This is a genomic window from Roseibium litorale (assembly GCF_014842915.1).
In the GTDB taxonomy this organism is placed as follows: domain Bacteria; phylum Pseudomonadota; class Alphaproteobacteria; order Rhizobiales; family Stappiaceae; genus Roseibium; species Roseibium litorale.
Window position 1 is genome coordinate 39,525 of sequence record NZ_JACYXI010000010.1, and the last position, 23,546, is coordinate 63,070.

General features: G+C 60.2%; 23 protein-coding genes. 11 read left to right on the top strand and 12 right to left on the bottom strand.

The window, feature by feature from the left end; all coding sequences use genetic code 11:
* The first annotated feature begins 20 nt into the window (after positions 1-20).
* The 4 genes from IG616_RS15330 to IG616_RS15345 all read left to right on the top strand — a co-directional run bounded on the left by IG616_RS15330 (position 21) and on the right by IG616_RS15345 (position 4,993).
* Complete coding sequence (locus tag IG616_RS15330; protein ID WP_246476261.1) at positions 21-758, top strand: 16S rRNA (uracil(1498)-N(3))-methyltransferase; 738 nt, start codon at positions 21-23, stop codon at positions 756-758.
* 18 nt (positions 759-776) lie between these two features.
* Positions 777-2,507, top strand: a complete 1,731-nt coding sequence (locus IG616_RS15335; protein WP_209007579.1) for an adenylate/guanylate cyclase domain-containing protein — start codon at positions 777-779, stop codon at positions 2,505-2,507.
* A gap of 190 nt (positions 2,508-2,697) precedes the next feature.
* Positions 2,698-4,071: a glutamate--cysteine ligase gene (locus IG616_RS15340; protein ID WP_192149043.1), complete on the top strand. Its 1,374-nt coding sequence runs from the start codon at positions 2,698-2,700 to the stop codon at positions 4,069-4,071.
* Between the two features lie 130 nt (positions 4,072-4,201).
* Entirely contained in the window at positions 4,202-4,993 is a 792-nt protein-coding gene (locus IG616_RS15345; protein WP_192149044.1) for a DUF937 domain-containing protein, read from the top strand.
* A 118-nt stretch (positions 4,994-5,111) separates the two neighbouring features.
* On the opposite strand, the gene IG616_RS15350 is transcribed toward IG616_RS15345, so the two are convergent.
* Both IG616_RS15350 and IG616_RS15355 read right to left on the bottom strand, forming a co-directional pair.
* Positions 5,112-5,441 carry a DUF1127 domain-containing protein gene (locus IG616_RS15350; protein WP_192149045.1) on the bottom strand — a complete coding sequence of 110 codons (330 nt, stop codon included), beginning with the start codon at positions 5,439-5,441 and terminating at the stop codon, positions 5,112-5,114.
* Positions 5,442-5,701: 260 nt separating this feature from the next.
* Positions 5,702-5,974: a DUF1127 domain-containing protein gene (locus IG616_RS15355; protein ID WP_192149046.1), complete on the bottom strand. Its 273-nt coding sequence runs from the start codon at positions 5,972-5,974 to the stop codon at positions 5,702-5,704.
* A gap of 153 nt (positions 5,975-6,127) precedes the next feature.
* Here IG616_RS15355 and IG616_RS15360 point away from each other — a divergent pair, with 153 nt between their 5' ends.
* Entirely contained in the window at positions 6,128-7,003 is an 876-nt protein-coding gene (locus tag IG616_RS15360; protein WP_192149047.1) for a LysR substrate-binding domain-containing protein, read from the top strand.
* A gap of 15 nt (positions 7,004-7,018) precedes the next feature.
* Here IG616_RS15360 and IG616_RS15365 read toward each other — a convergent pair whose 3' ends face one another.
* The 5 genes from IG616_RS15365 to IG616_RS15385 form a co-directional block, all read right to left on the bottom strand.
* Positions 7,019-7,699, bottom strand: coding sequence for a glutathione S-transferase (locus IG616_RS15365; protein ID WP_192149048.1), 681 nt, complete (start codon positions 7,697-7,699; stop codon positions 7,019-7,021).
* A gap of 27 nt (positions 7,700-7,726) precedes the next feature.
* Positions 7,727-8,647, bottom strand: coding sequence for a DMT family transporter (locus tag IG616_RS15370; protein ID WP_192149049.1), 921 nt, complete (start codon positions 8,645-8,647; stop codon positions 7,727-7,729).
* Positions 8,648-8,729: 82 nt separating this feature from the next.
* Positions 8,730-9,380 carry a hypothetical protein gene (locus IG616_RS15375; protein ID WP_192149050.1) on the bottom strand — a complete coding sequence of 217 codons (651 nt, stop codon included), beginning with the start codon at positions 9,378-9,380 and terminating at the stop codon, positions 8,730-8,732.
* Between the two features lie 70 nt (positions 9,381-9,450).
* Positions 9,451-10,587, bottom strand: a complete 1,137-nt coding sequence (locus tag IG616_RS15380) for an alpha-hydroxy acid oxidase (protein WP_192149051.1) — start codon at positions 10,585-10,587, stop codon at positions 9,451-9,453.
* Positions 10,588-10,623: 36 nt separating this feature from the next.
* Complete coding sequence (locus IG616_RS15385) at positions 10,624-11,430, bottom strand: FadR/GntR family transcriptional regulator (protein ID WP_192149052.1); 807 nt, start codon at positions 11,428-11,430, stop codon at positions 10,624-10,626.
* A gap of 240 nt (positions 11,431-11,670) precedes the next feature.
* On the opposite strand from IG616_RS15385, the gene IG616_RS15390 reads away from it, so the two are divergent.
* Complete coding sequence (locus IG616_RS15390; RefSeq protein WP_192149053.1) at positions 11,671-12,981, top strand: DUF3422 family protein; 1,311 nt, start codon at positions 11,671-11,673, stop codon at positions 12,979-12,981.
* 283 nt (positions 12,982-13,264) lie between these two features.
* Here the strand turns inward: IG616_RS15390 and IG616_RS15395 are convergent, their stop codons facing one another.
* Together IG616_RS15395 and IG616_RS15400 are read right to left on the bottom strand one after the other, a co-directional pair.
* Positions 13,265-13,660: a c-type cytochrome gene (locus tag IG616_RS15395; protein ID WP_192149054.1), complete on the bottom strand. Its 396-nt coding sequence runs from the start codon at positions 13,658-13,660 to the stop codon at positions 13,265-13,267.
* An 89-nt stretch (positions 13,661-13,749) separates the two neighbouring features.
* Positions 13,750-14,739: a LysR family transcriptional regulator gene (locus IG616_RS15400; RefSeq protein WP_192149055.1), complete on the bottom strand. Its 990-nt coding sequence runs from the start codon at positions 14,737-14,739 to the stop codon at positions 13,750-13,752.
* Between the two features lie 157 nt (positions 14,740-14,896).
* Between IG616_RS15400 and IG616_RS15405 the strand changes: the two genes are divergently transcribed.
* On the top strand, positions 14,897-16,393 hold the full coding sequence (locus tag IG616_RS15405; RefSeq protein ID WP_192149056.1) for an FAD-linked oxidase C-terminal domain-containing protein: 1,497 nt from the start codon (positions 14,897-14,899) through the stop codon (positions 16,391-16,393).
* Positions 16,394-16,401: 8 nt separating this feature from the next.
* On the top strand, positions 16,402-17,592 hold the full coding sequence (gene glcE, locus IG616_RS15410; RefSeq protein WP_192149057.1) for a glycolate oxidase subunit GlcE: 1,191 nt from the start codon (positions 16,402-16,404) through the stop codon (positions 17,590-17,592).
* An 88-nt stretch (positions 17,593-17,680) separates the two neighbouring features.
* On the opposite strand, the gene IG616_RS15415 is transcribed toward glcE, so the two are convergent.
* Positions 17,681-18,316 (bottom strand): hypothetical protein, encoded by a 636-nt coding sequence (locus IG616_RS15415; RefSeq protein ID WP_192149058.1) that lies wholly within the window; start codon positions 18,314-18,316, stop codon positions 17,681-17,683.
* Positions 18,317-18,596: 280 nt separating this feature from the next.
* Between IG616_RS15415 and glcF the strand changes: the two genes are divergently transcribed.
* Together glcF and IG616_RS15425 are read left to right on the top strand one after the other, a co-directional pair.
* Positions 18,597-19,931 (top strand): glycolate oxidase subunit GlcF, encoded by a 1,335-nt coding sequence (glcF, locus tag IG616_RS15420; RefSeq protein ID WP_192149059.1) that lies wholly within the window; start codon positions 18,597-18,599, stop codon positions 19,929-19,931.
* Positions 19,932-20,067: 136 nt separating this feature from the next.
* Complete coding sequence (locus tag IG616_RS15425; protein ID WP_192149060.1) at positions 20,068-20,748, top strand: hypothetical protein; 681 nt, start codon at positions 20,068-20,070, stop codon at positions 20,746-20,748.
* 66 nt (positions 20,749-20,814) lie between these two features.
* On the opposite strand, the gene IG616_RS15430 is transcribed toward IG616_RS15425, so the two are convergent.
* Together IG616_RS15430 and IG616_RS15435 are read right to left on the bottom strand one after the other, a co-directional pair.
* A complete protein-coding gene (locus tag IG616_RS15430) occupies positions 20,815-21,561 on the bottom strand; it encodes a L,D-transpeptidase (protein WP_192149061.1) in 747 nt (248 codons plus the stop codon).
* Positions 21,562-21,801: 240 nt separating this feature from the next.
* Positions 21,802-22,515: a DUF2927 domain-containing protein gene (locus IG616_RS15435; RefSeq protein ID WP_192149062.1), complete on the bottom strand. Its 714-nt coding sequence runs from the start codon at positions 22,513-22,515 to the stop codon at positions 21,802-21,804.
* Between the two features lie 216 nt (positions 22,516-22,731).
* On the opposite strand from IG616_RS15435, the gene IG616_RS15440 reads away from it, so the two are divergent.
* A complete protein-coding gene (locus IG616_RS15440) occupies positions 22,732-23,481 on the top strand; it encodes a protein phosphatase CheZ (protein WP_192149063.1) in 750 nt (249 codons plus the stop codon).
* Positions 23,482-23,546: the final 65 nt, after the last annotated feature.

Consider the following 23,546-nt stretch of genomic DNA (forward strand, 5'->3'; position numbering starts at 1 on the left):
TGACCCGATATGATTACCGAATGCAGCGTCTTTTTCTCCGTCACATCCTGGCCGATGGCGCTTCCGTCGAAGCGGATCGCGGTCAGGCAAATTACCTCCTGAATGTTCTGCGCTTGTCGGATGGTGATGAAATCCTGGTCTTCAACGGCAGCGATGGCGAATGGGTGGCCCGCATACGCGCCACGGGCCGCAAGGCGTGCCATCTGGACTTGGTCAAGCAGGTCCGGCCTCAGGTGCCGCTGACAGACATCCAGTATCTTTTTGCCCCGCTCAAGCACGCCCGTCTCGACTATGTCGTGCAGAAGGCGGTGGAGATGGGGGTAGGGGCGATCCGCCCTGTGTTCACCCAGCATACCCAGACCTCCAGGGTTAATGTGGAGCGCATGGAGGCCAACGTTATCGAGGCCGCTGAGCAGTGCGGCGTCATTGCCGTTCCGCCCGTTCTGGAGCCAATGTCCCTCAAGGATCTTCTGGCCGGGTGGGCAACAGCGGAACCAAGCCGACAGCTGCTCTTTTGCGACGAGGGCGAGGAAAGCCAGAACCCGCTGGCGGTGCTTGCGGCACTCGCCGAGAGAGGCTGCAAGCAGCTGGCGGTCTTGATCGGACCGGAGGGCGGTTTTTCGGAAGAAGAGCGGGTCTTGCTGCGCTCGCTGCCCTTCGTGCTACCGATTCCGCTGGGACCGCGTATATTGAGGGCGGACACGGCAGCGGTCGCAGCCTTTGCAGTCATTCAGGCAACCGTGGGCGACTGGTGCTGACGGGTTTTGGGGAGCAGCATGGCTCAGGACGTTCTTCCGCCGGACAGGAGCCAGCCAGCTGCCGCAGGGCTTGACGGTGGCGCTCCCGTTCGCCGCCATTTCCGCCTGCGGCTTCCCGTCGGCGTCGCCCTTGGGCTTGTGTTCTCTCTGATGATGATTGTCATCTGCGGCGTAATCATCGGTTATATGTCGACTTCCGACAGGCGTATTGCAGGCCGGCTTCTGGATGACGGCGCAACAGCCACGCTGAAAGTCAACCGTGCCGTGTTGGACCGGTTTTTTGCCGTTCAGGAGACCGCGCTGCAAGCGGCTGCTCTGGACCTGAAAAGGAACCTGTCCGTAGCGGCAAATGCGATCTCAAACCGTTACGGCAGCCTCTTTCCGCAAGGAACGAGGTTGAGCGTTCGTGAGGCCGGTTCTCCTGCAGTGCCGGTATCCCCTGCCCTGACGGGGATACGGTTCGTCCGGGACGCGGCGGCTGAGGACACGATGCTGGAGCTGGCCTATGGCTTCGAGCGCGGTAAGGAGCTGGTTTCCCTTTACCCCTTGCGGATCGTCGACGGCCTGCTCGGGCAGATGAAATGGGAGGGGCGGCAGCAGCCTTTCCTGCTCGAGGGGCGTGACAAGGTCATATCCATCAGCGGCTGGAAGCGGCCGGTTTCGCAGGCCGGTCCAGCTTCACCTTTACCAAGCCTCTCCGACCTCGGGGATCATCCTCTTCGTGCGATCTGGCAGGAGAATGCTGATGCGCATACCATGGGCGGCAACGTCACGGGCCGCGTCTTTCCCTCCTCAGGTGGAATGTATACCGCCATTTTGGCTGACATCACCGATGGCCCCGCCGCAGGGTGGACGCTGGGAACGCTTTACCAGGCCAAGGATTTTGGTGCGGCTCTCGATCAGAGCCGCATTGTCCTATATGCCGCCGTCATTGCCCTCTGCATCGGAGCGTTTCTGTCCTTCCTTCTCGGCCGCCTGCTGGGCCGGCCATTGACGCGCCTTGCGGAAGCTTCCGCACGGGTCCGAGGACTCGATTTTGACGGAATCGCACAGCTCCCGCCCTCGCGTTTGACAGAGCTGGACAACGTAAACGCAGCGTTCAACGGTACGGTCAGTGCACTCAATGCCTTTGCGCGCTATGTGCCACGGCAACTTGTGAAGCGCTTGATTGAACAGGGGATGACCGATCCGCGTCAGATCGAAACCCGTGAGATGACTGTCGTCTTTACTGACATCGCAGGTTTTACGACCATGGCTTCGCGCCTGAGTGCGGAGGAAACAGCCGGATTCCTGACCGGGTACTTCGAACTTGTCTCCGATGCCATTTCCGCCGAGGACGGGACCATTGACAAGTATATCGGCGACGGGGTGATGGCCTTCTGGGGCGCGCCGGTTGATCAGCCTAACCACCGGGAGCTGGCGGTTGCGTTCGTTCGCAAACTCGCAGAGCGGCTGGATGAGGAGGCCGACAAGCGGATCCGGGTCAGAGTCGGCATTCACACCGGACAGGTCGTCGTCGGGAATATCGGCTCGATCAGCCGCGTGAATTACACCGTTATCGGGGACGTCGTGAACGTTGCTGCCAGACTGCAGGAATATGGCAAGTCCGTCGATCCGGACGCCCGTCTCATAGCCTTGGCAAGCGAGGAGACGATGGCAGGTGTTGAGCGCGGGGAGGGGGAAAACCTGGTCGGAAGAATTTCCTTGCGGGGACGTGAACAAGAGACCTCAGTGTTCAGAATCGTGTGACCGGAAGTTTATGACGGAGGTCTGTATTGCATTCCGGACTTCTTAGTCCTAAATGCGACGAGCTTGAATTGTTTCGGCTTTAGGCGGAGCAATTTGGAGCCGCATTCGTGCGTCCGATATTCATTTATGCGTCTGCGCGTGACCTGCCCGCCGGGTGACTTTCGCGTCGTACGAGAATTGGGAATTCCATATGGCCCGCGATACCGTGGACACGACTCCAATTGAAACCGTTGCTGGCCTGGCGGCAGTCCTTGAAGAGGGATGCAAGCCGAAGGAGTCCTACCGGATCGGCACAGAGCACGAGAAATTCGGCTTCCACTTGTCCGATTATTCCCCCGTTGCCTATGACGGCCCCAACGGTATTGAGGCTGTTTTGAAGGGCATGGAAGGCCTGCTCGGCTGGGAGCCGATCGAGGACAATGGCAAAATCATCGGCCTGGCCGATACCATTGGCGGCGGCGCGATTTCCATTGAGCCGGGCGGACAGTTCGAGCTGTCCGGCGCCCCGTTGGAAACCCTGCACCAGACCTGCCGCGAGACCAATGCGCATCTGGCGCAGGTTCGTGAGATCGCTGACCCGCTCGGCATCGGCTTCCTTGGCGTCGGCATGACGCCGACCTGGCGCCGCGAGGACATGCCGGTCATGCCGAAGTCCCGCTACGAGATCATGACCCGCTACATGCCCAAGGTGGGCACCATGGGTCTCGACATGATGTACCGGACCTCAACCATTCAGGTGAACCTGGACTTCTCGTCCGAGGCCGACATGGTCAAGAAGATGCGCGTTGGCCTGGCCTTGCAGCCGGTTGCAACGGCCATATTCGCCAACTCGCCGTTCACCGACGGCAAGGTCAATGGCCTGAAGTCGTACCGCGCGCACATCTGGACCGACACGGACCGGAACCGCACCGGTGACCTTCCCTTTGCCTTTGAGGACGGTTTCGGTTTCGAGGCCTATGTGGAATGGGCGCTCGATGTGCCGATGTATTTCGTCAAGCGCGGCGATACCTATTTCGACGTCACTGACACCACGTTCCGCCAGTTCATGAACGGTGCCCTTGAAGGACGTGTCCCCGATGCCCGTCCGACCCTTGGTGACTGGAACAACCACCTCGGGACTCTCTTCCCCGATGTGCGCCTTAAGAAATACATTGAGATGCGCGGTGCCGACGGTGGCCCCTGGCGCCGGATCTGTGCGCTGCCGGCCTTCTGGGTTGGTCTCCTTTATGATGAAGGTGTTCTGGACGAAGCCTGGCAGCTGGTGCGCGACTGGACTCAGGAAGAGCGTGCCGCCCTGCGCGCCGGCGTTCCCAAGGATGCCCTGCAGACGCCGTTCCGCTCCGGTACGGTCCTGGACATCGCCCGCGAGGCGACAGCTCTTTCCCGCAAGGGTCTGCAGCGCCGTGGCCATATGAGCGATGGTGGTCTCGACGAGACGGTGCATCTGGCGCCGATCGAGGAAGGCCTTGCTGCCGGCATGTGTCCGGCAGACGTTCTGCTCAACCGCTACAACGGCAGCTGGGGCGGTGATCTGAACCAGATCTACAGGGACTACGCCTACTAGATTTGCGCCCTGAAGCTGGCCAAATCAGACTTGCCCGGTGTCTTTTCCGGGCAAGTTGCATCCTCCATTTGACGAGATGCTCCGTAAAGCGGATCATGCTTGCGAGACCATGCGTTAAGAGGCTGCACCCATGACAGAAAATCCCGGATCCGCATTCCCGCTCGATCTGGCCGCTATTGCGCGAGACATGCAGCAGCGGTTCGGGTGGAGCGAGGGAGATCTGGGCGAGGCCATGCGGCAGCTGATGCCGGCAGCCATGAGCGGCCTGAAGAACTTCGGCCCCTTTGTCCCCTCAGTGCAGCCCTTCTTAAGCAGCTGGCCGGTAGCAGGAGCTGCCAACCCGTTCTCGCCGCCTCAGTTCTCCACCGAGAGTTCCGATCACCTTCTGCCCTTTTTCGGCCCGAAGTTCGTGCGCGATGCGGTGTCCGATCAGATTGCGCAGGTCACCGGCCTGCAGCGTGAGGCGATCGCTGAAATGATGCCTGTGGCCGCAACGCTGGCGATGGGGCAGGTCGCCCGGCCCTATCTGCAGGGAGAGGCCCGTGAGCTTCTGGATGCGTTTCTGCGCGGCTACGCCCGCGGGCGGCCCAAGCCGGTTCCGGGCCCCGCCGATTACATCCAGGGCTACACTCAGGCCATGCAGAGCTTCTGGTCCGGTTTCCTGAAACCGTTTGAACGGCAGGAAACGCTTTCCGAAGAGCCGGAGGCGGATGAACCGGAAGAAGAGGAAATCGTTCTGCAGAATGCTGGGGAATCTGAGGCCGCACAGTCCGGTACTGACGAGCCGGAAGAGCAGGGCGAGTTCGGAGCTATGGTCTCGGACTGGATGACTGCGGGCCGGGACTTCCAGTCCAGCCAGTTCAAGGCCTTTGACAGCTTCTTCGAAAAGGCCATCAAGGACATGACGGCCGGCCGTTCCTGATCAGGAATAAAAATTGGCCCGCCGGGGGCAGCGGGCCAAGTTGGTCAGCGGGGTCTCGCCGACAGGGTAAGGTGTGCCTGAAAGGCAAATCGATTTAAAAAGCGCTCTCGCAGCCCTTTCAGGCTGCCAGATGCCCTTCCTTGGCTGGGCGCTGCCCGCCTGCGGAACGGGGCGCTTCATAGGCCAGAAGAACGGCGCTTTGCGGGCGTGTCACGGTGCTCAGATGCCGTATGCTCGCTGCCTGGCTCAGAACCACGGATGGATCGGACGAGAGAGGCTGCCGCAAGGCGGATCGAACCTCGCTCCGTGTCAGGCCGATGTCCATCAGCTGCTCATCCGTCAAATGAGACAGGCGGTTCACCTGGCGGCGGTTCTTGAGGAGTTTGAACACGCGTGCAAACACGGCCCAAGCGGTGGCGGTCTGGCTTTTGGTTGCTGGCGTTGTCATTTTCTTTGCTCCTCAAGACGGCGGAGGGAGAGAGCCGTCGTGTTCTTGGCGGTCGTGGGAAGAAGCAATCGCTGGGAACGCGCGGACCATGTCCGATCACTCTGCATTAATCCAACGAATGTTTTTTATGTGACCAATCGGTTTTAGTTATGTCTTTGCGGTTACAGTCGAATGCGGGGCAGGAACTGGCGGAAATGCGGGGACCGGCATTTGACATGCCATGTCCGGGCTTCCGGTCTGTTCCTGCCATCCGCTCCTGTTCACGCGCCAGACCGGGCAAATGTGGCTGGTGCGGACGGGCGTTTGCTGTTGCCTCGGCGCTCGCTTCTGGCCTCCTGCAGGCAGTGGCTCGAATCGAGCAGCACCGGCTGTGAGAGAGCGGAAACGATATCGGTCCGGCACAGGCCGATGTCGCGGAGTTCGTGGTCGCTCCAGTGGGCAAGCTGGCGGACGGCCCGCCGGTTGCGCTGGACTTCGATAAGGCGGCTGACCTGCGCAGTCACGCGCAGCAGCCAGTTAGACTGTCTGGTCATCGCTGGTGCTCCGGGCGTGGTCCTTGTGGAGGGAACATCGCCAGTTTGGTTTGGAGGGTTGGGAACGGGATGACTATGCACATGCAAAGAATGATTTCACAAACGAATGTTTTTAATGATATTCATATGAAACTTTGATGAGAGGCTTCCGCCATGCTTGATCTCGACCAGCTTCGTACATTCGTGGCCATTGCCGAATGCGGCAGTTTTACCCGTGCTGCTGAAACCGTGCACAAGACCCAGTCCGCTGTGTCCATGCAGATGCGCCGGCTTGAGGAACGGATCGGCCGTCCGATCTTTGTGCGCGATGGGCGCATGTCGCGTTTGACGGAGAATGGCGAGCGCCTGCTGCATTACGCCCGCCGTCTGGTGCAGCTGAATGATGAAACGCTGGCGGCTTTCGACGAAAGCGAAGTCTCCGGCTTTGTCCGTCTTGGAACACCTGACGACTATGCAGACCGGTTCCTGCCGGAAATTCTGGCCCGCTTCTCCCGCTCCAACCCCAAGGCGGAAGTCAACGTGGTCTGCGCCCCAACCCCCAATCTGTTTGACCTGGTGGCAGAGGGGGAACTTGACGTTGCCATCGTCACCCACGTCCAGAAAAAGGGGCGCAAAGGGGCCGATGTCATCCGGCGGGAGCCGTTGCTCTGGGTCGCTTCTGCCCGCCATGCAGTTGAAAACGAGAGCCCTTTGCCGCTCGCTTTGGGGCGTCCGGACTGCGACTGGCGCCGCGCGGCGCAAGCCGCATTGGCCGCGGGCAATCGCGAAAGCCGGCTGCTTTATTCCAGCTGGAACTCCACGGCAGTCGGGGCCGCCGTACTGGCGGGGCTTGCGGTGTCCGTGCTGCCTGAATCGGCTCTCCGGTCGGGCATGCGGGTGCTTTGCGAAGCCGATGGCTTCCCGAAACTTCCCGATTGCGAAATCGGGGTTCTGAGATCCTGGCGCCAGAACACCCGCGTGACCGAGGCCCTTGTCGAGCACATCATCTCTTCTCTCGACAACCTGTCTGTGCCACAGGCTGCCGAGTAAGGAGCATTACGCCAGTTACGCGGAAACGCGGAAATCCTGCCGGATCACTCCGGCCGCGGCGGCTTCTTCTTCGTGGTGCGCTTCCTTCCAGGGTTCTTTCAAAGCGGCCTGATACCAGTCCTGCATGGTTGGCAACGCGAGGATGCGATCCACATAGGCGGATGAGGCGGCAGACAGCGCCGGGCTGTAGGTTTGGGCCCGGAACGCGACCGGCGCGAAGAAGGCGTCTGCGGCGGTAAAGGCGGCTCCGGCCAGGAAGGGACCGCCGAAGCGCGACAGGCCTTCGCTCCAGATCTGGTCGATCCGCGCCCAGTCCCAGAGCAAAGCAGGTGTCCAGTCCTTTACATCGATGCGCAAAGCGCAGTTCATCGGACAGAGATTGCGAAGCTCGGAGAAGCCGGAGTGCATTTCGGCAGCCGTACAGCGGGCAAAGATCCGGGCTTCCTTGTCTTCCGGCCAGACGCCGGGAAAGCGGTCGGCGAGATATTCCACGATGGCGAGCGAGTCCCAGACCTTGATGCCATCGGCTTCAAGCATGGGCACCCTGCTATTGGGAGAGAGAGCCTTTAGCTCGTCCCAGGTATCGCCATGAAAGGAATAGAGCTTTTCCTCGAATGCAATACCAAGATGCTGCATGAGAACCCAGGGCCGCAGGGACCAGGAGGAATAGTTCTTGTTAGCGATGTGAAGGCGCATGGTTTTGTTCCAGGACTAGGAGAGAGGTCAGGACTTGCTGCGGAGCATAAGAACGTTACCGGCAATCACGCAGACGAGACCGGCAAGTGCTGCGGCGTTCCAGTGATAGTCTTCAAAGATGGTCGAGACGGACAGGGCGATTACCGGGAAGATGACGGTGGCATAACCGGCGCGTGCGGATCCGATGCGGCCGAGAAGGGTCAGATAGGAGCCGAAGGCGATGACCGAAGCGACGATGGCCAGGTAGACCAGGCTGCCGATATAGGCCGGGGTCATCTCAACCGCAAAGCTGCTGCCGCGCAGGGCGGTGAAGCACCCCAGGAAAAACGCGCCATAGAGCATGCCCCAGGTGGTGGCAGCGGTAACCGAGATGCCGGCGCGCTGTGTGGAGGCCGAGACCATGTTGCCCAGGCAGAAGGACAGCGTGCCGATAGAGCAAAACAGCAGGCCGAGCAGAGCTTCGCCGCCCACATCCGTCTTGGCAATCTGCGGCTCGAACATCAGCGCGATGCCGCTGAATCCGATGAGGCCGGCAAGGAGGCTGCGTGTGCCGGGACGCTGTCCGAAGATGAGGAACCCGAGGAACAGGTTCAGCACGGATGCCAGTGAAAACACCACGGCCAGAAGGCCGGAAGGCAGTAGGCTCGCGCCGAAATAGAAAAGCGTGAAGTTGGTTGAAAAGAGCAGGGCGCCCAGGGCTGCAAACCGGAGGTGGGTGCGCAGCGGATAGGCGAGCCTTTCCTGACGGAACAGGCTCCAGCCGACCATGATCAGGGCGGCCAGGACAAAGCGCCAGAACACGGAGACTTCCGGTGCCACGGTGCCCACCTGTCCGCGGATTGCGATCCAGCTGAAGCCCCAAGCAAAGACCGTCATGCCATAGAGACCGTAATCGCGGGCAGAAAGGCCGCCGCTGGGCGCGCGACCGGCAGTAAGGGCAAGGCTCATCTGGGTATCCGTTGCATTGAGACTGCGGCGGATCCTGCGCTCCGCAATTGTTCAAAGCCAATGATAGTTTGTGAAGTATCGATCAGGATTGCTGAAGTGCGCGGGCAGCCGAAGAGTGCCAGCTTGGCTCGTAGCCGCTGGCAAGGGCCAAGACGGTGGCACGAGGGGTGAGGACCTGACGGGTAATGTCACCTGTTTCAGCTAGAGCTACGTCAGTCCCTTCATATCCATCCGGTGTCCAGAGCAGCCAGTGACCGGAGTGTTTCGCATGCGGTTTCCCATGGATCATCGCAACAACGCCGTCCGGCAGGGTGTTTTCCCGGGCCAAGGTTGTTTTCTGCTTCTTTCCGTCGAGCCTGTCCTCATGCAGAAGGCTATCCATTTCGCCGGCAGTCGCCTTGCAGGAGAAGCCGTTTCCCTTTGAAAAGGCTGCCTGATACAGCAAGGCGTCCGCGCGGCGGCACTCGAAACAGGGCCGGTGACCTGCTGCAAGAGCGGTGACCTCATCCAGGAAAAACAGCTCCGTATAGCCCTCTCCCATCACGGTTCGATGCCGGTTCTTGAATTCAAGCGTACAGCAGATCCAGCGTCTTGAGACATGGGTCTTCCGGGTCAGCCTTTTGGTCTGGGGATCATGCATCCTGCCGCCGCGATTGCCCATGAACAGACCGCGTTGCGCGATGGCGGCGATCTCTCCCGTCGGGAGCACCCGGTTTTGAAGCGGCTGTCTCATGTTGACTTAGCTCGGCTGGGAAGCTGGAATGAAAGAAAAAGGCCGGGCGCTTCCACCCGGCCTTTTGATCCTAAAGCACCAGGTTGTGCCGTCCGACTTTATTGATGTCGGTCTCGCCGCAAAGACCCATGGTGATGTCCAGTTCCTTGCGGATGATCTCTAGGGCGGTGGTGACGCCGGGGCGGCCCATGGCGCCGAGACCATAGATGTAAGAGCGGCCAATGTAGGTGCCCTTCGCTCCCATGGCCATGGCCTTGAACACGTCCTGGCCAGAGCGGATGCCGCCGTCCATATGGACCTCGATCTTGTCTCCAACCGCGTCGACGATCTCTTTCAGAACATCATAGGAAGCCTGCGCTCCGTCCAGCTGGCGGCCGCCGTGGTTGGACACGATGATGGCGTCGGCACCGATCTCCGCCGCTATCTTTGCATCCTCGACATCGTTGATGCCCTTCAGGATGAGCTTGCGGTTCCAGTGCTTCTTGACCCATTCCACGGAGGACCAGTCGAGAGTCGGATCGAACTGGCTTGCGGTCCACTCGGCAAGCGAGGCCATGTTCTCTACGCCCTTCACATGGCCGTGGATGTTGCCGAACTGGCGGCGCTTGGTCTGAAGCATGTTCCAGCACCAGCGGGGTTTCAGCGCCAGGTCCAGCAGCACCGGAAGGGTTGGCTTGGGGGGCGTGGAAAGGCCGTTCTTGATGTCGCGGTGACGTTGCCCAAGCACCTGCAGATCAAGGGTCAGGCAGAGGGCCGAGCAATTGGCGTTGTGCGCCCGTTGCATCAGGGATTCGGAAAAGCCCCGGTCACGCATGACGTAAAGCTGGAACCAGAAAGGCTTGCTTGTGTGTTCCGTCACATCCTCGATCGAGCAGACCGACATGGTGGTCAGCGTGTAGGGGACGCCGAATTTTTCGGCCGCCTGGGCCGCGAGGATTTCGCCGTCCGCGTGCTGCATGCCCGTCAGGCCAACCGGGGACAGGGCGACGGGCATCGTGACCGGCTCGCCGATCATCGTGGTGGCGAGGCTCCGGTTGTTGATGTTCACGGCAACGCGCTGGCGCAGCTTCTGGCGCTTAAAGGCGGCTTCGTTGTCGCGGTAGGTTTCCTGGGTCCAGGATCCGGTGTCGGCATATTCATAAAACATTTTCGGAACACGCCGCCGGGCGAGGGCCTGCAGATCGGCGATGGAAGTGATCGGAGCCATGGTGTGTCCTTTGAGGCTGACGAGACGGGGTGAAGATCAGGATGAGCCGCGCGAGCGGCGTTTCAGGCTGGCAGGTGAAGGCGAAGCTGCGCGCTGAATGCGGCGCAGATCCGCGAGGGACTGCCGCGAGGCGTTCTGTTCTGCGGCGGCGAGCGCCGCCTGCACATAGTCGATGTGTTTGCGGGACGCTTCGCTTGCGCCGTCCGCATCGCCTTCGAGAATGCAGCGGGCGATTTCCTTGTGCTGGGCCAGAAGGTCGGTGCGGGCTCCGGCGGGATCGTAGAGGCGCTGGCGGTTGAGGACGACCCCATTGGCCAGGAGCCTGTAGCAGGAGCGCAAGGCATGCAGCAGGATGAGATTGTGCGCTGCCTCACTGACGGTCTGGTGAAACTCGATGTCGAGTTCGGCTTCCAGATCGTGGTCCCCCGCCTCATAGGCGGCATCCATGCGCGCCAGAATGCCGTTGAGACTGGCCCGGTCGGCCTCCGTCGCCCGGTTGGCGGCATGTTTTGCAGCGGTCGCCTCGATGTCCTTACGGAATTCCAGATAGTCGGAGGTGGCCGAGGGATGGCGCTCGATCAGGCCGATCAGAGGTTCGGAAAAAATAGGGCCGATCACATCGGCGATGAAGGTCCCGCCGCCCTGCCGTGAGGCGACCAGTCCCCGGTCTTCCATATCTTTCAACGCATCACGCAGAACGGGTCTGGACACGTCGAGATCCTGGGCAAGATCGCGTTCGGCAGGAAGGCGGTCACCCGGGCGAAGAACGCCATTCAACACCAGCTCTTCAAGCTGCTGCACGACAGCGTCTGCCGTTCTGTGGTGATCGATTTTCCTGAACATGATTTCAGATCTGTTGCCGCGTGGGACCAAGGGGCTGCCTTACTGAGCGACTAAACATGAGAGTGCAAAATTGGTCAATAAATTTGTCCAATTTTGAATCTGCGATTTTTGTCAAAATGCAGCAAATCGCGCGCAAAGTTGGTGATGACAAGCGGGGGCTCTTGTGTTCAGCCTTACGTAACGGACGGCAATTGTTCACGGTGGGCGATGAGCCAACAGGTGAAATCGGAGGGGGATTGTATGGGGCTGGGGGAGCAGAGCTCAGGGGGGCACTTTCCGTCGTTTGACTGCCACGACTTGCGCGAGGCGGCTCTAGGTGAAGTGCATGCCCGGCCCTTCCGGCCGATCAAGGGCGCAAATACGGTTTTGCATTATGCGTTCATCTCCAATGCAGAGGAAGCGGCCGCCGATCACGCCTGGTTCTGTGATTTCTGCTCCGCGCAGGGGGCGCCCGGGCCGGGAGTGTCGGCGCGCTATCACACGCTTTCGATCAGTTGCGGCGTGTTGAGCTGGGAACGGCACACGGAATTCGTTACCTACACTTGGGAAGGCCCTGCGGGAAAGGAGCCTTTCGCGGCCCTTCCGGTGTCTCATCCTTTCGGCTCGGCTTTCCGGGCTCCGGGGGCCATGCTGGTGGCGACGCGGCTCGATCTCTTTCCATCCGAGGCAGGCGGCGACTGGCGGCGGCATTATGATCCAGCCAGCCTGACTGCATTTCAAGTTGAGGGGCGCAGCGCTCTTGCCGCAACGGATTTCCGTCCGGATGGCAACGGTATGACCCGTATCCTGGTTTTGAACGAGGGGATGAGCCCTGTGCAGGCAGGCGCTGCGGTCCAGCGTCTGCTGGAGGTCGAAACCTACAGGATGCTTGCGATGCTGGGTCTGTTCGAGGCGAACCGCCAGCAGCCAGAGGTCAGCCGGATCGAGCGCGAACTGGTCCAGCTTACCAACCGGATGCGCGACAGCGCCGGGCTCGACGACAACAAGTCTTTGCTGGATCAGCTCTCCCGCCTGGCCAGTTCTCTGGAAGCGGGAGCTGCCGAAAGCGCCTATCGCTTTGGCGCGAGCCGGGCCTATTACGACATTGTACTGGCCCGGCTGAACGCGCTGGACGAGCAGTCCGTGCCCGGTGATCTCAGCATGTCCGCGTTCCTCAGCCGCCGGCTGGCTCCGGCGATGCGCACCTGTCATTCGGTCGAAGACCGGCAGGCGAATCTTTCGCGAAAGCTTGCCCGGGCATCCACCTTGCTTCGAACCCGGGTGGACGTGGATCTGGAACAGCAGAACCGCAGCCTGCTGGAATCCATGAACCGCCGCGCCCGCCTGCAGCTGCGCCTGCAGCAGACAGTCGAAGGCCTGTCGGTGGCTGCGGTCAGTTATTATGTGGTTGGGCTGATTTCCTATCTGATCAAGGCTGCCAAGGAAGCAGGCGTGCACATGCCCAATCCCGCCGTGGCAACGGGCCTGGCCGTTCCGGCCGTCGTTCTGCTGATGTGGTACACGGTCCGGCGCATCCGCAAGCATCATGCCGAAGAAGACGAGGCGGGTTAGAAAGACAGTCAGACAAAAGGCCCGGCGCAATGCCGGGCCTGAGGTTGATGACAAACCTCCCAACTCGTCATCCCGGACGCAGCGAAGCGGAGATCCGGGACCGGTGAGTCGAGGTAGTTCGGTATGCAACTCTCTGAGACCGATAGTCTTTTGGCTCACCGGTCCCGGCTCGCGCTCCGCTTGGCCGGGATGACTATCTCAGCTTTTGTACCTTTGTCAGCAGTCTGAGGCCCGCCGATTGGCGGGCCTTCATGCTTCTTAAGATCTGTTCGCGTTTGCCCGCTTACTGAGCCTTGCCGTCGGCGCCGAAGGTCTTGAGGTAAGCAATCACGTTCTCGCGATCGTCTTCCTTCTTCAGACCGGCAAAAGCCATCTTGGTCTTGGGGACCATGTCCTTTGGATTGGCAAGGTAGAGGTCGAGCTCTTCCTCGGTCCAGACGTGGCCTTCGTCACCCTTTGCCTTCATGGCAGGAGAGTACTTGTAGTCGGCCAGAGACGCCGTGGTGCGGCCAACGATGCCGTTCAGTTCCGGGCCGACCTTGTTCTTCGCGCCTTCGCCGACTGCATGGCAAGCGGCGCACTTCTTGAAGACCTTTTCGCCTTTGGCCGCATCGCCATCAGCAAAGGCGTGTGTGGTCAGGGCCAGAACGGCACCAGCGACCATCATCATACGCTTCATGTAATTCTCCCTCGTGTCTCGTCCGGAGCACAGATCAGCCGATCCTTTCTCCATCAGAATGCTATTGAGTAGCAGGTCGTTGCCTCTGACTAAACAGGAACCTTTGTCGCAGTTTGAAGAGGCGCAGGAGGAATGGCCGGTTCGCCGTCTGCGCCGGGCGGCTGCAGCCATTGCTCCAGACCTTGGTCCCAGGACGGCGAAGGGCCATAGAGCTGGGCAAGATAATCGATGAAGACGCGGACCTTGGCAGGCAGGAACCTGCGGCTTGGATAGACCGCGTGGAGACCCACGTCCTTGGAGGCACGGTAGGCCGGAAGCACCACACGCAGCTTGCCTTCACGAAGCTCCGGGCCAATGTCCCAGGTAGAGCGCAGGGCAATGCCGACGCCCGCCAGCAGGCATTCGCGCACGACTTCAGATGAATTGGTCCGGATCGGCGAGTTGGTCCGCACGGTCTCCAGCCCATCCGGGCCGGCCAGCCGCCACGGGTCCTGGTTGTGTGCGGCAAGGCAAATGTGGTTTGCGGCCAGATCCTCGATGCTCTCCGGTTCGCCATGGCGCTCCAGATAGGAAGGTGCAGCGCAGAGCAGCCGGTGGATCGGGGCGAGCTTACGGGCAACCAGACTGGAATCGGACAGCTCCGCGATCCGGATCGCCACGTCATAGCCTTCCGCGACGATGTCCACGAACCCGTCATCAAGGTCCAGGTTGAGGGACAGATCTGGGTTCACTTCCAGGAATTTTCCAAGATGGGGCGCGATATGCAGCCGGCCGAAGGAGGTCGGGGCGGCGACCTTGAGCGTGCCACGTGCCTGCGCCGAGCCGCGCGAGACGAAAGCTTCCGCTTCCTCGACCGAGGCGAGGATGGCAATCACCCGCTCATAGAACCCCTGGCCCGATTCCGTCAGGGCGATCTGCCGGGTGGTGCGCTGAAGCAGCCGTGTGCCGAGCTTGTCCTCCAGCCGCCGGATGCGTTTGGAGACAACGGCGGGGGAGAGGTTCATCTCCCTGCCAGCTGCAGACATGCTGCCTGCACTGACCACGCGGGCGAAGATTTCCATGTCAGTGAGGTTGCTCATTTTCAACGATCCGGAAAACGTTCTATGGCTGAAGCGGCATATCGCAGACCGCTGTTTTTTGTCAGAATGACATTCGGGCCAAATCAGCGTCAGGTTGATTTGCTCTGTTCCGGCAATAATGCAACACATTTATGCCGTGGAGGAAAGGGAGAGAAGAATGGTCGCCATCGCGATGCCAAAGCCGGACAGTTCGGTGATGGGCCGCAGGGACGAGATCGTTGCGGCCTTGCGGGCCATTGTACCCGGCGAAGGCGTGATAAGCGACGAGACGGGAATGCGCCCCTACGAGACGGACGCCCTGACGGCCTACCGGCAGATGCCCTTGATCGTGGTACTGCCGGAAACGGTGGATCAGGTCTCCCGCGTGCTGCGCTATTGCCATGAAAACGGTGTGAAGGTTGTTCCACGCGGGGCGGGAACCTCGCTCTCCGGTGGTGCTTTGCCGCTGGCTGATGGGGTGCTCCTGTCGATGATGAAGTTCAACCGGGTTCTGGACATCGACTTTCCGAACCGGGCCGTCGTTGTGCAGCCGGGCGTTACCAATCTCGGCATCACACGGGCGGTGGAGCATGAAGGCTTCTACTACGCTCCAGACCCTTCCTCCCAGATTGCCTGCTCGATCGGCGGAAATATTGCGGAAAATTCCGGCGGTGTGCACAGCCTCAAATACGGCCTGACGACCAACAACGTACTCGGCCTCGAGATGGTGCTGATCACCGGTGAGGTGATCCGGCTTGGCGGCAAGCATCTCGACAGTGAGGGTTATGATCTTCTGGGTCTCATGACCGGCTCGGAAGGGCTTCTCGCTGTGGTTACCGAGGTGACCGTCCGCATCCTGCAAAGGCCCGAGACGGCCCGCGCGCTGCTTGTTGGCTTCCCGTCCAGTGAGGATGGCGGGCGCTGCGTGGCAGAGATCATCGCAAGGGGCATCATTCCGGGCGGACTGGAAATGATGGACAAACCCGCGATCCACGCGGCAGAGGCTTTCGTCAATGCCGGTTATCCGCTGGATGTCGAGGCGCTTTTGATCGTCGAGCTGGACGGGCCGGAAGCGGAAGTGGACTACCTGATCGAACGGGTGGAGAGCATCGCCCGGAAGAACAATGCCAGCGACTTGCGCATTTCCACGAGTGAGGAAGAGCGCATGACCTTCTGGGCTGGGCGGAAGGCAGCCTTCCCTGCGGTCGGGCGTATCTCTCCGGACTATCTCTGCATGGATGGCACAATCCCGCGTAAGGAACTGCCGAAGGTCCTCGCCCGCATGCGGGAACTGTCCGAGAAGCATGGGCTGGGCGTTGCCAACGTGTTTCATGCAGGCGACGGCAATCTCCATCCGCTGATCCTTTATGATGCCAACAAGCCGGGAGAGCTGGAGGCGGCCGAAGCCTTTGGTGCGGACATCCTGCGCCTTTGCGTGGAAGTGGGTGGTGTGTTGACAGGGGAGCATGGAGTCGGCATCGAAAAGCGCGACCTGATGACGGACATGTTCACGGAAGACGACCTGAAGCAGCAGCAGAGGGTCAAATGCGCCTTTGACGAAAAGCACCTGCTCAATCCGGGCAAGGTCTTTCCCGTTCTTCACCGCTGCGCCGAGCTTGGCCGCATGCATGTGCACAAGGGCAAGCTGCCGTTTCCGGATATTCCGCGGTTTTAGGATCTCAGATGGAAGCTACATTCAAGCCGCGCGATACGCGCGAAACATGCGACGTGGTGCGCTGGGCCGCCGCTGAAGAACAGCCGCTGGAGGTTCTGGGCACAGGCTCCAAGCGGACACTGGGCAGGCCGGTACAGACCGCTCATGTGCTGGATCTGTCAGAGCTTTCCGGCATCGTGAACTATGAGCCGGAAGAGCTTATCCTGACGGTTCAGGCCGGAACGCCTGTGGCCGATGTCGAGGCGATTGTGTCTGCCAGCGGCCAGGAACTGGCCTTTGAGCCGATGGATTACGGTTCGCTGCTGGGCCGTAAAGCCGGGTCGGGCACCATTGGCGGCATGCTGGCGGCCAACCTGTCCGGTCCCCGGCGGATCAAGGCGGGGGCGGCCCGTGATCAGGTGCTCGGACTGGAGGCTGTGTCCGGCCGCGGCGAGGTGTTCAACTCCGGTGGCAAGGTGGTGAAGAACGTCACGGGCTATGACCTGCCGCGCGCCTTGTGCGGATCCTGGGGGACCTTGTCTGTTGCAACCACCGTCACGCTCAAGGTGACCCCGGCTGCGGAGACTTCCACCTCTCTCGTGCTGTCCGGTCTGACGGAAGCGCAGGCGGTAGAGGCCATGTGTCTGGCCATGGGGTCTTCAGCAGAGGTCTCGGGCGCAGCTCATCTCCCGTCCGGCTTTAACGGTCATGGGGCAGAAACGGTTTTGCGGTTGGAAGGTTTCCAGGCCTCCGTCGACTATCGCTTCGAGGCGCTGGCCAGGCTTTTGAAAGGCTTTGGAGCTGTTCATAGGCTTAGCCCCGAGACCTCCCGCCATCTTTGGCTTTCCGTGCGGGACTGTCTGCCGCTGGCGGAGGGAGCGGAGCCTGTCTGGCGGATTTCGGTGGCCCCGAGCTCCGGTGCAAACCTTCTCGCCAGCCTCAGGCACCTGTTCGGTCTGGAGGCCTATCTGGACTGGAGCGGTGGTCTGGTCTGGCTGAAGTCTCTGGACGGCCAGCCTTATGATGTCGAGATCCGTAATGCGATCGCCGATTGCGGCGGTGGCCACGCCACCCTTGTCCGTGCAGATGCGGCAACCCGAATGGCCGTCCCGGTGTTCCAGCCACAGCCCGATGCCTTGGCCGCGCTCGCCCGCCGCCTCAAGGCCCAGTTCGACCCGCATGGGATTCTGAACCCGGGCCGGATGGTGCCGGCAGTGTGAGGTCAGGACGACCTTCAGCCAATCGAAAAAAGGCCCCCGCATGTGCCGGGGCCTTTTGTGTCTTCTCAGCCTTTGACGCGGAAACCGGTCACGGGGCCTTCTTCAGGGTGGAGTTGCACTTCACCGGGATGGTGAAGGGAGCACCGGAGCGCTGGCTTGTGGTGTTCTTGAGGGTGATCTTGCCGCTTTTCGCATCCTTCTTGCGGGCTGCGACTGCGTCCAGTTCGAAATAGGCGGCGGCATCCATGCTCCAGCTCTTCGACAGGATCTCCGACTTGTGCAGGCCCTTCTTCATCTTGTTCTGAAGGTTCTTCTGGCACAGCTGAACCGGATTGACGTACCAGTTCAATATGTCCGTCGGCACATTGAAGGTCTTGTCGAGGTTCACGGTCGACTTCGAGCCTGAGCCGGTATCGCGGCCTTGGAAATCCCGGTGCCACATGTCACCGGGATATTCGAAGTAATACAGTCCCTGGTAGGTGCCAAGCCGCATGGCTGCGATGCGCTTGCCCTTCTTCGCGGTGGCGTGGAGGGAAAAGTTGAGGGATGTATGTTGCGTCTTGATCGCGGTATAGCCGTTGCTGTTGGCGGTGACTTCGACGGGGGCCGGTTTAATGATGCTCTGGCTCAGCTTGACCGTCTCGATCCAGTCTTTGGCCTGTGCTGAGGTTGCTGAAATGCCGATCAGGGCGGCGGCTGCTGCCAGTTTGATTGTCTTAAACATTGCTCAATTCCTATTGCCTTTATGAAACCCACTGACGCTACGTTAGATGCAGCCGGTTGAACCGGTTCTGAGTTGCCTGTTCAGGTGGCATTCATCTGGCGGGGAAGTACTTATCGAGACGGCGCTCGGCATTTGCGCCATTTCGGCAAAACCGTTGTAACCGGAAGTCGGCTTGTTTAGGTCAGGGTCTCCAAATAGTGTTCTGTCATCGTGACCAGCATGCAAGCCGGGTCAGGATGTCATGGGGGAGGGCCGGAGACGGCCAAAGGGTGCAGGACGCATGCAGACCAATTTTACCGCAGAGCAGCTCAAGGATCATGCCGTCGCGGAGTCCGAAAAGATCCTGCGCAAATGCGTCCATTGCGGCTTCTGCACGGCCACCTGTCCCACGTTCACGCTGCTGGGGGACGAGCTCGACAGCCCGCGCGGACGGATCTATCTGATCAAGGATATGCTGGAGAACAACCGGCCTGCGGATGCCCAGGTGGTCAAACATATCGACCGCTGCCTGTCCTGCCTGTCCTGCATGACAACCTGCCCCTCCGGTGTGCATTACATGCATCTGGTCGACCATGCGCGCGCCCATATCGAAAAGACCTACAAGCGTCCGCTCACTGACCGTTTCCTGCGGGCCGTGCTTTCCGCGATCCTGCCGCATCCGGGCCGGTTCCGTCTGGCACTGGCAGGTGCCTTCTTTGCGAGGCCGCTTGCCGGTGTCTTCAAGGCTACCGGCGGACCTTTCGCGAAGATCGGAGCCATGCTTGCATTGGCACCGTCGAAGGTTCCGGGCAGGTCTCACCTCGAAGGACCGGCGACGTTCCCCTCGGCGCAGTTCAAGCGCAAGGGCCGCGTGGCTCTGCTGTCTGGTTGTGCCCAGCCCGTGCTGAAACCCTCCATCAATGAGGCGGCGATCCGTCTTCTCCAGCGCAGCGGCTATGAGATTGTCCTTCCAAAGGGGGAAGGGTGCTGTGGTGCGCTGGTCCATCACATGGGCAAGGAAGAGGCCGCTCTGGAAAACGCCCGCCGCAACGTCGGTGTCTGGACGCGGGAAGCTGAGGGAGAAGGGCTTGATGCCATCCTGATCACCGCGTCCGGCTGTGGCACGACGATCAAGGACTACGGCTTCATGCTGAAGGACGATCCGGCCTATGCGGACAAGGCGGCGCGGGTATCAGCCCTTGCCAAGGATATTACGGAGTTTCTGGTTGGGGCGGACCTTGGCGAGCCGGTGATCAAGCCTGACCTGCGCGTGGCTTATCACTCAGCCTGCTCCATGCAGCATGGCCAGAAGATCACCCGCCAGCCAAAGGATCTCCTCAAGGCTGCCGGGTTCGAGGTCAAGGATGTGCCGGAAGGGCATCTGTGTTGCGGGTCTGCCGGAACCTACAACATTCTTCAGCCCGAAATCGCCGGACGGCTCCGTGACAGGAAGGTTGCCAACATCCGCAAGACCAGCCCGGATCTGGTTGCGACCGGCAATATCGGCTGCATGACCCAGATCGGCGGCGGCACCAGGATACCGGTCATTCACACGGCAGAGCTTCTGGATTGGGTCTACGGCGGGCCGGTGCCGGATGGTCTTGAGGCCGTTCTTGCCCGCTTTGCGGCGGAGTGATGGGCTGATATTGGCAGGTTGGGGCCAGCTGGTATTGGAAACTGTGCCCTGACATCCCATAGTTTCCCATGCCGAGTTCATCCTGCGAACCTTTCATGGGTTTCAGGTTCATCAACCGCTCACTTTGCGAATACAAATGTCCGCCGGAAGTCCGCACACAGCCATCGTCAGTCTCGGGATGTCTTGCCAGAGCGCCCGTCAAATCCGGACCAGCCTGGAAATCCTGTCAGAGGCCTTGGGCGAGACCTTGGAGCCGGAGAGGCATTTCTTCGATGGTTTGATCTCGCCGGTGGCAGGCATGGCGCAGCTCTTCGAGGACGGATTTCCGATCTTCCGGCGTGAAGATATTGCCGATGGGCCGGGCCATCCCACCTGGCAGCCCTACGGCCTTCGCTTTCTCCATCATTTCCGCGAGGAAGGGCAGGCGGCGGATATTGACGCGCATTTCGCCGGAGACCTGTCGCGTTTCACTTATCTCCGGGGCAAGTTCAAGGCCTTGGCAGACCGGCCGAGGGTGGTCTTTGTCATCTCGAACAGCCAGAACAACCTGTCTGAAGTTGCCGAAGAAACCGACATTGAGGATTTGACCTTTGTGGAAGAGGATCTTTTGCGTCTCCAGCGGGCAGTTGATCTCTGGCTTGGCCGTCCTTGCGAGTATCTGATTGTCAGCCACCCGGAGCGTCATGGCGGAATCAGCCTGCCGGAGCTCACCATTCTTGATCCGGATGACAGCGAATGGACCGGTGACAAGCGGCAGTGGAGATCCCTGTTCCGGGACTATCTCTCCCGCCCGTCCGTCATGCCCTTCGCCGTCTAGGCACAAAAGAAAACGGCGCCCCAGAGGCCGGGGCGCCGATGATTTTTCATCCGGAACGGTAAGACGTCAGATCACGTGGACCGTTGTGCCGATGGGTACGCGTTCATAGAGATCCGTCACGTCCTCATTGCGCATACGGATACAGCCGGAAGACACGGCATGGCCGATGGTCCAGGGCTGGTTGGAACCGTGAATTCGGTAGAGGGTGGACCCCAGGTAAAGAGCGCGGGCGCCCAGCGGGTTTTCCGGGCCGCCTGCCATGAACACCGGCAGGTCTGGACGGCGCTGGCGCATTTCCGCCGGCGGGCGCCAGTCCGGCCATTCCGCCTTGCGGCTGATCTTCTGGGTTCCTGACCATTCAAAACCTTCCTTGCCGACACCAACGCCATAGCGGCGTGCGGTGCCGTCACGCTGCACCAGATAGAGGTACTTCGCATTGGTGTCGATCACGATGGTTCCAGCCTTGTAGGGGCCGTCATAATTCACGATGGTCGGCAGAAACTCCGGTGCGATCTGGCGCGGCTGTCGGGTGGTAGCTGGGCGGGGGGCGTGAACGGAGGCCGTCCGCGTGCGGTTGTCCGGTTCATAGATCCGCTGGGGGACGGCCTGGCGGCTGCCGCCAAAACCGAAGAAGGAAAAGCCGCTACGCTGGGGCGGCGGTGCAACGCGCTTGAGCTGCAGCATCCAGGGTTCGGTCAAATTGGGGCTCAGAACCAGCGGCGGCGGAGAAACACGCCCGGAAGTTCCAGCGGTGGCGGCAGCTGCTGGCAGCACCAGCGCCGCGGCCAGCGTCAGCATGGCAAATGGTTTCATCGATCTACTCACTACACTTGATCGCTCCGGGCACAGAAAAACGCTCCCGGTTGGATAAGAAGCTAGGGCACAGACCTGAAGGGTTTGGTGAATCGAGGCGTAACCATGATTGTAATTTGTATCTATGGTTAGCGTTTGGTTGTGGTTTTTGGTTACCGCCAAGTTAAGTTTTCGAACAGGGACTAGCGGCTGGAAGCCAAGCAATTGATAGAATTAGAGTAAAGTTGTTCCTGCCGCCGCTCACCTTACCCGGGCGCGGGCGTCGATCGCGATCTGGGGCAACAGAACTTCTAACTGCTTTACTGACATGCCTGGTTCAATGCGGGAATCGTAGAGCATGTTGAGCAGGATCTGGTCGAAAGCCGTAAACCGGCTGTGCCGGGACTGATCATTGAAAACCGAATGCACAAGACTGTCATCGTCGTTCATTGGGCCAAGCCCCTGAAGGATCTCTTCCACCATGCAGCGGCGGAACAAAAACTCTCCTTCGTCCGACACGATGACCGCAGCTGACCGCTTGATGCCGCGGCGTCCGGAAATCACCCGGACAAGGCAGCGGCCCGGCGCAATCTTCTCTCCGCCATCGAAAATGTCTTTGAGAACAACCTGTTCGTACTGTGCGCGGTCGACCACGAAAACCTGGAAATTGGAGGTGTCGGGGGCCGCAGCAATGGCCGTCTGCAGACCTGCCACCTTTGTTCCGATGTCCCGGATGAACTGGTGAACGAGAGGAGTGCGGTCCTGCTTGGCCAGATTGTGAACGTAAAACCTGACCGGAACACCGTATTTCTTGACGAGATAAGGCCGCCAGCTCCAGGACCTGTATTCAAGACCGAAGACGGTTTTCTTGAACCCATCGGTCAGCTCGGGAATGCTGAAGGGGCTGGCCAGTGCGCAAGACGCCGAAACAGCGATGAGAACGGCCAGACAGTGGGCGGACAGAAACCGGAACATGAAAGACTTGCTTGATCCAAAAATGGCAAAGCCCGGTACCGCGCATGCCGGAAACATAGAAAAACATAGCTAATGAGGCTGGGAATAGAAACCGGAAAATACGGGATCGCCCGGGCAGCGGACGTATCTGGCAAAAATAATTCTTTAAAGACTTCCAATTATAAGGGAGTGAGTTGAGGCCGTTCAAACCGGCCGGTGAAACCGACGGGAGAAGTCATGGCTGCGGTGAAGAGATCCTTTCGCGCGGAAAGCTTGATGCGGCTGAGCGCAAGTGCGAATGAGGATCCCTCTTTGGTTGAGGAAAGACGCCATCGCCAGCTGCTTGAGGAAATCTCCTCGGTGAAGGCGATGCTTGCGCGCGGGCAGAATGCCGCTCCTGCGCTTGATCCCGAAGAGATGAGCGAGAAGTTCATGAAAGAGTTCCGAAAGGAACTCTCGGAAGCCGCCAAGCTGAAAGTCGAGCTGGATTCGATCTACGAAGCCATCGCCCAGACCAAACGTGAAATCGCCACGCTGCATCATACGACCGGCTCGAAAGGCGAAGACATGACTCGCGTCACCAACGAACTGGATGCGGTTGTGTCCGGAACGGAAGGTGCCACGGAAACGATCTTGTCGGCGGCGGAATATATAGATGAAACCGCCAATACCCTTTCGGCCCGCCTGAAGGGCCATGACGCCGAGATGGCAAATGACATTCAGGACCGGGTCATCCAGATCTTTGAGGCCTGTAACTTCCAGGATCTCACCGGACAGCGCATCACCAAGGTGGTCGGCACCCTGCGCTTCATTGAAGACAAGATCATCCGGATGATGGACATCTGGGGCGGCATCGAAAGCTTTAAGGAAATCGAGGTTGAGCAACGCAAGGCCAAGGAGGGCGACGCCGCACTTCTCAATGGCCCATCTCTCGAAACCGATGTGAATGTGGCAACCCAGGACGACATCGACGCCCTGTTTGCATGATCGTCTCAAGATTAGCCGTAACATGTCATTCAGGCCCGGCCATGCGCCGGGTCTTTTGCTGTTGC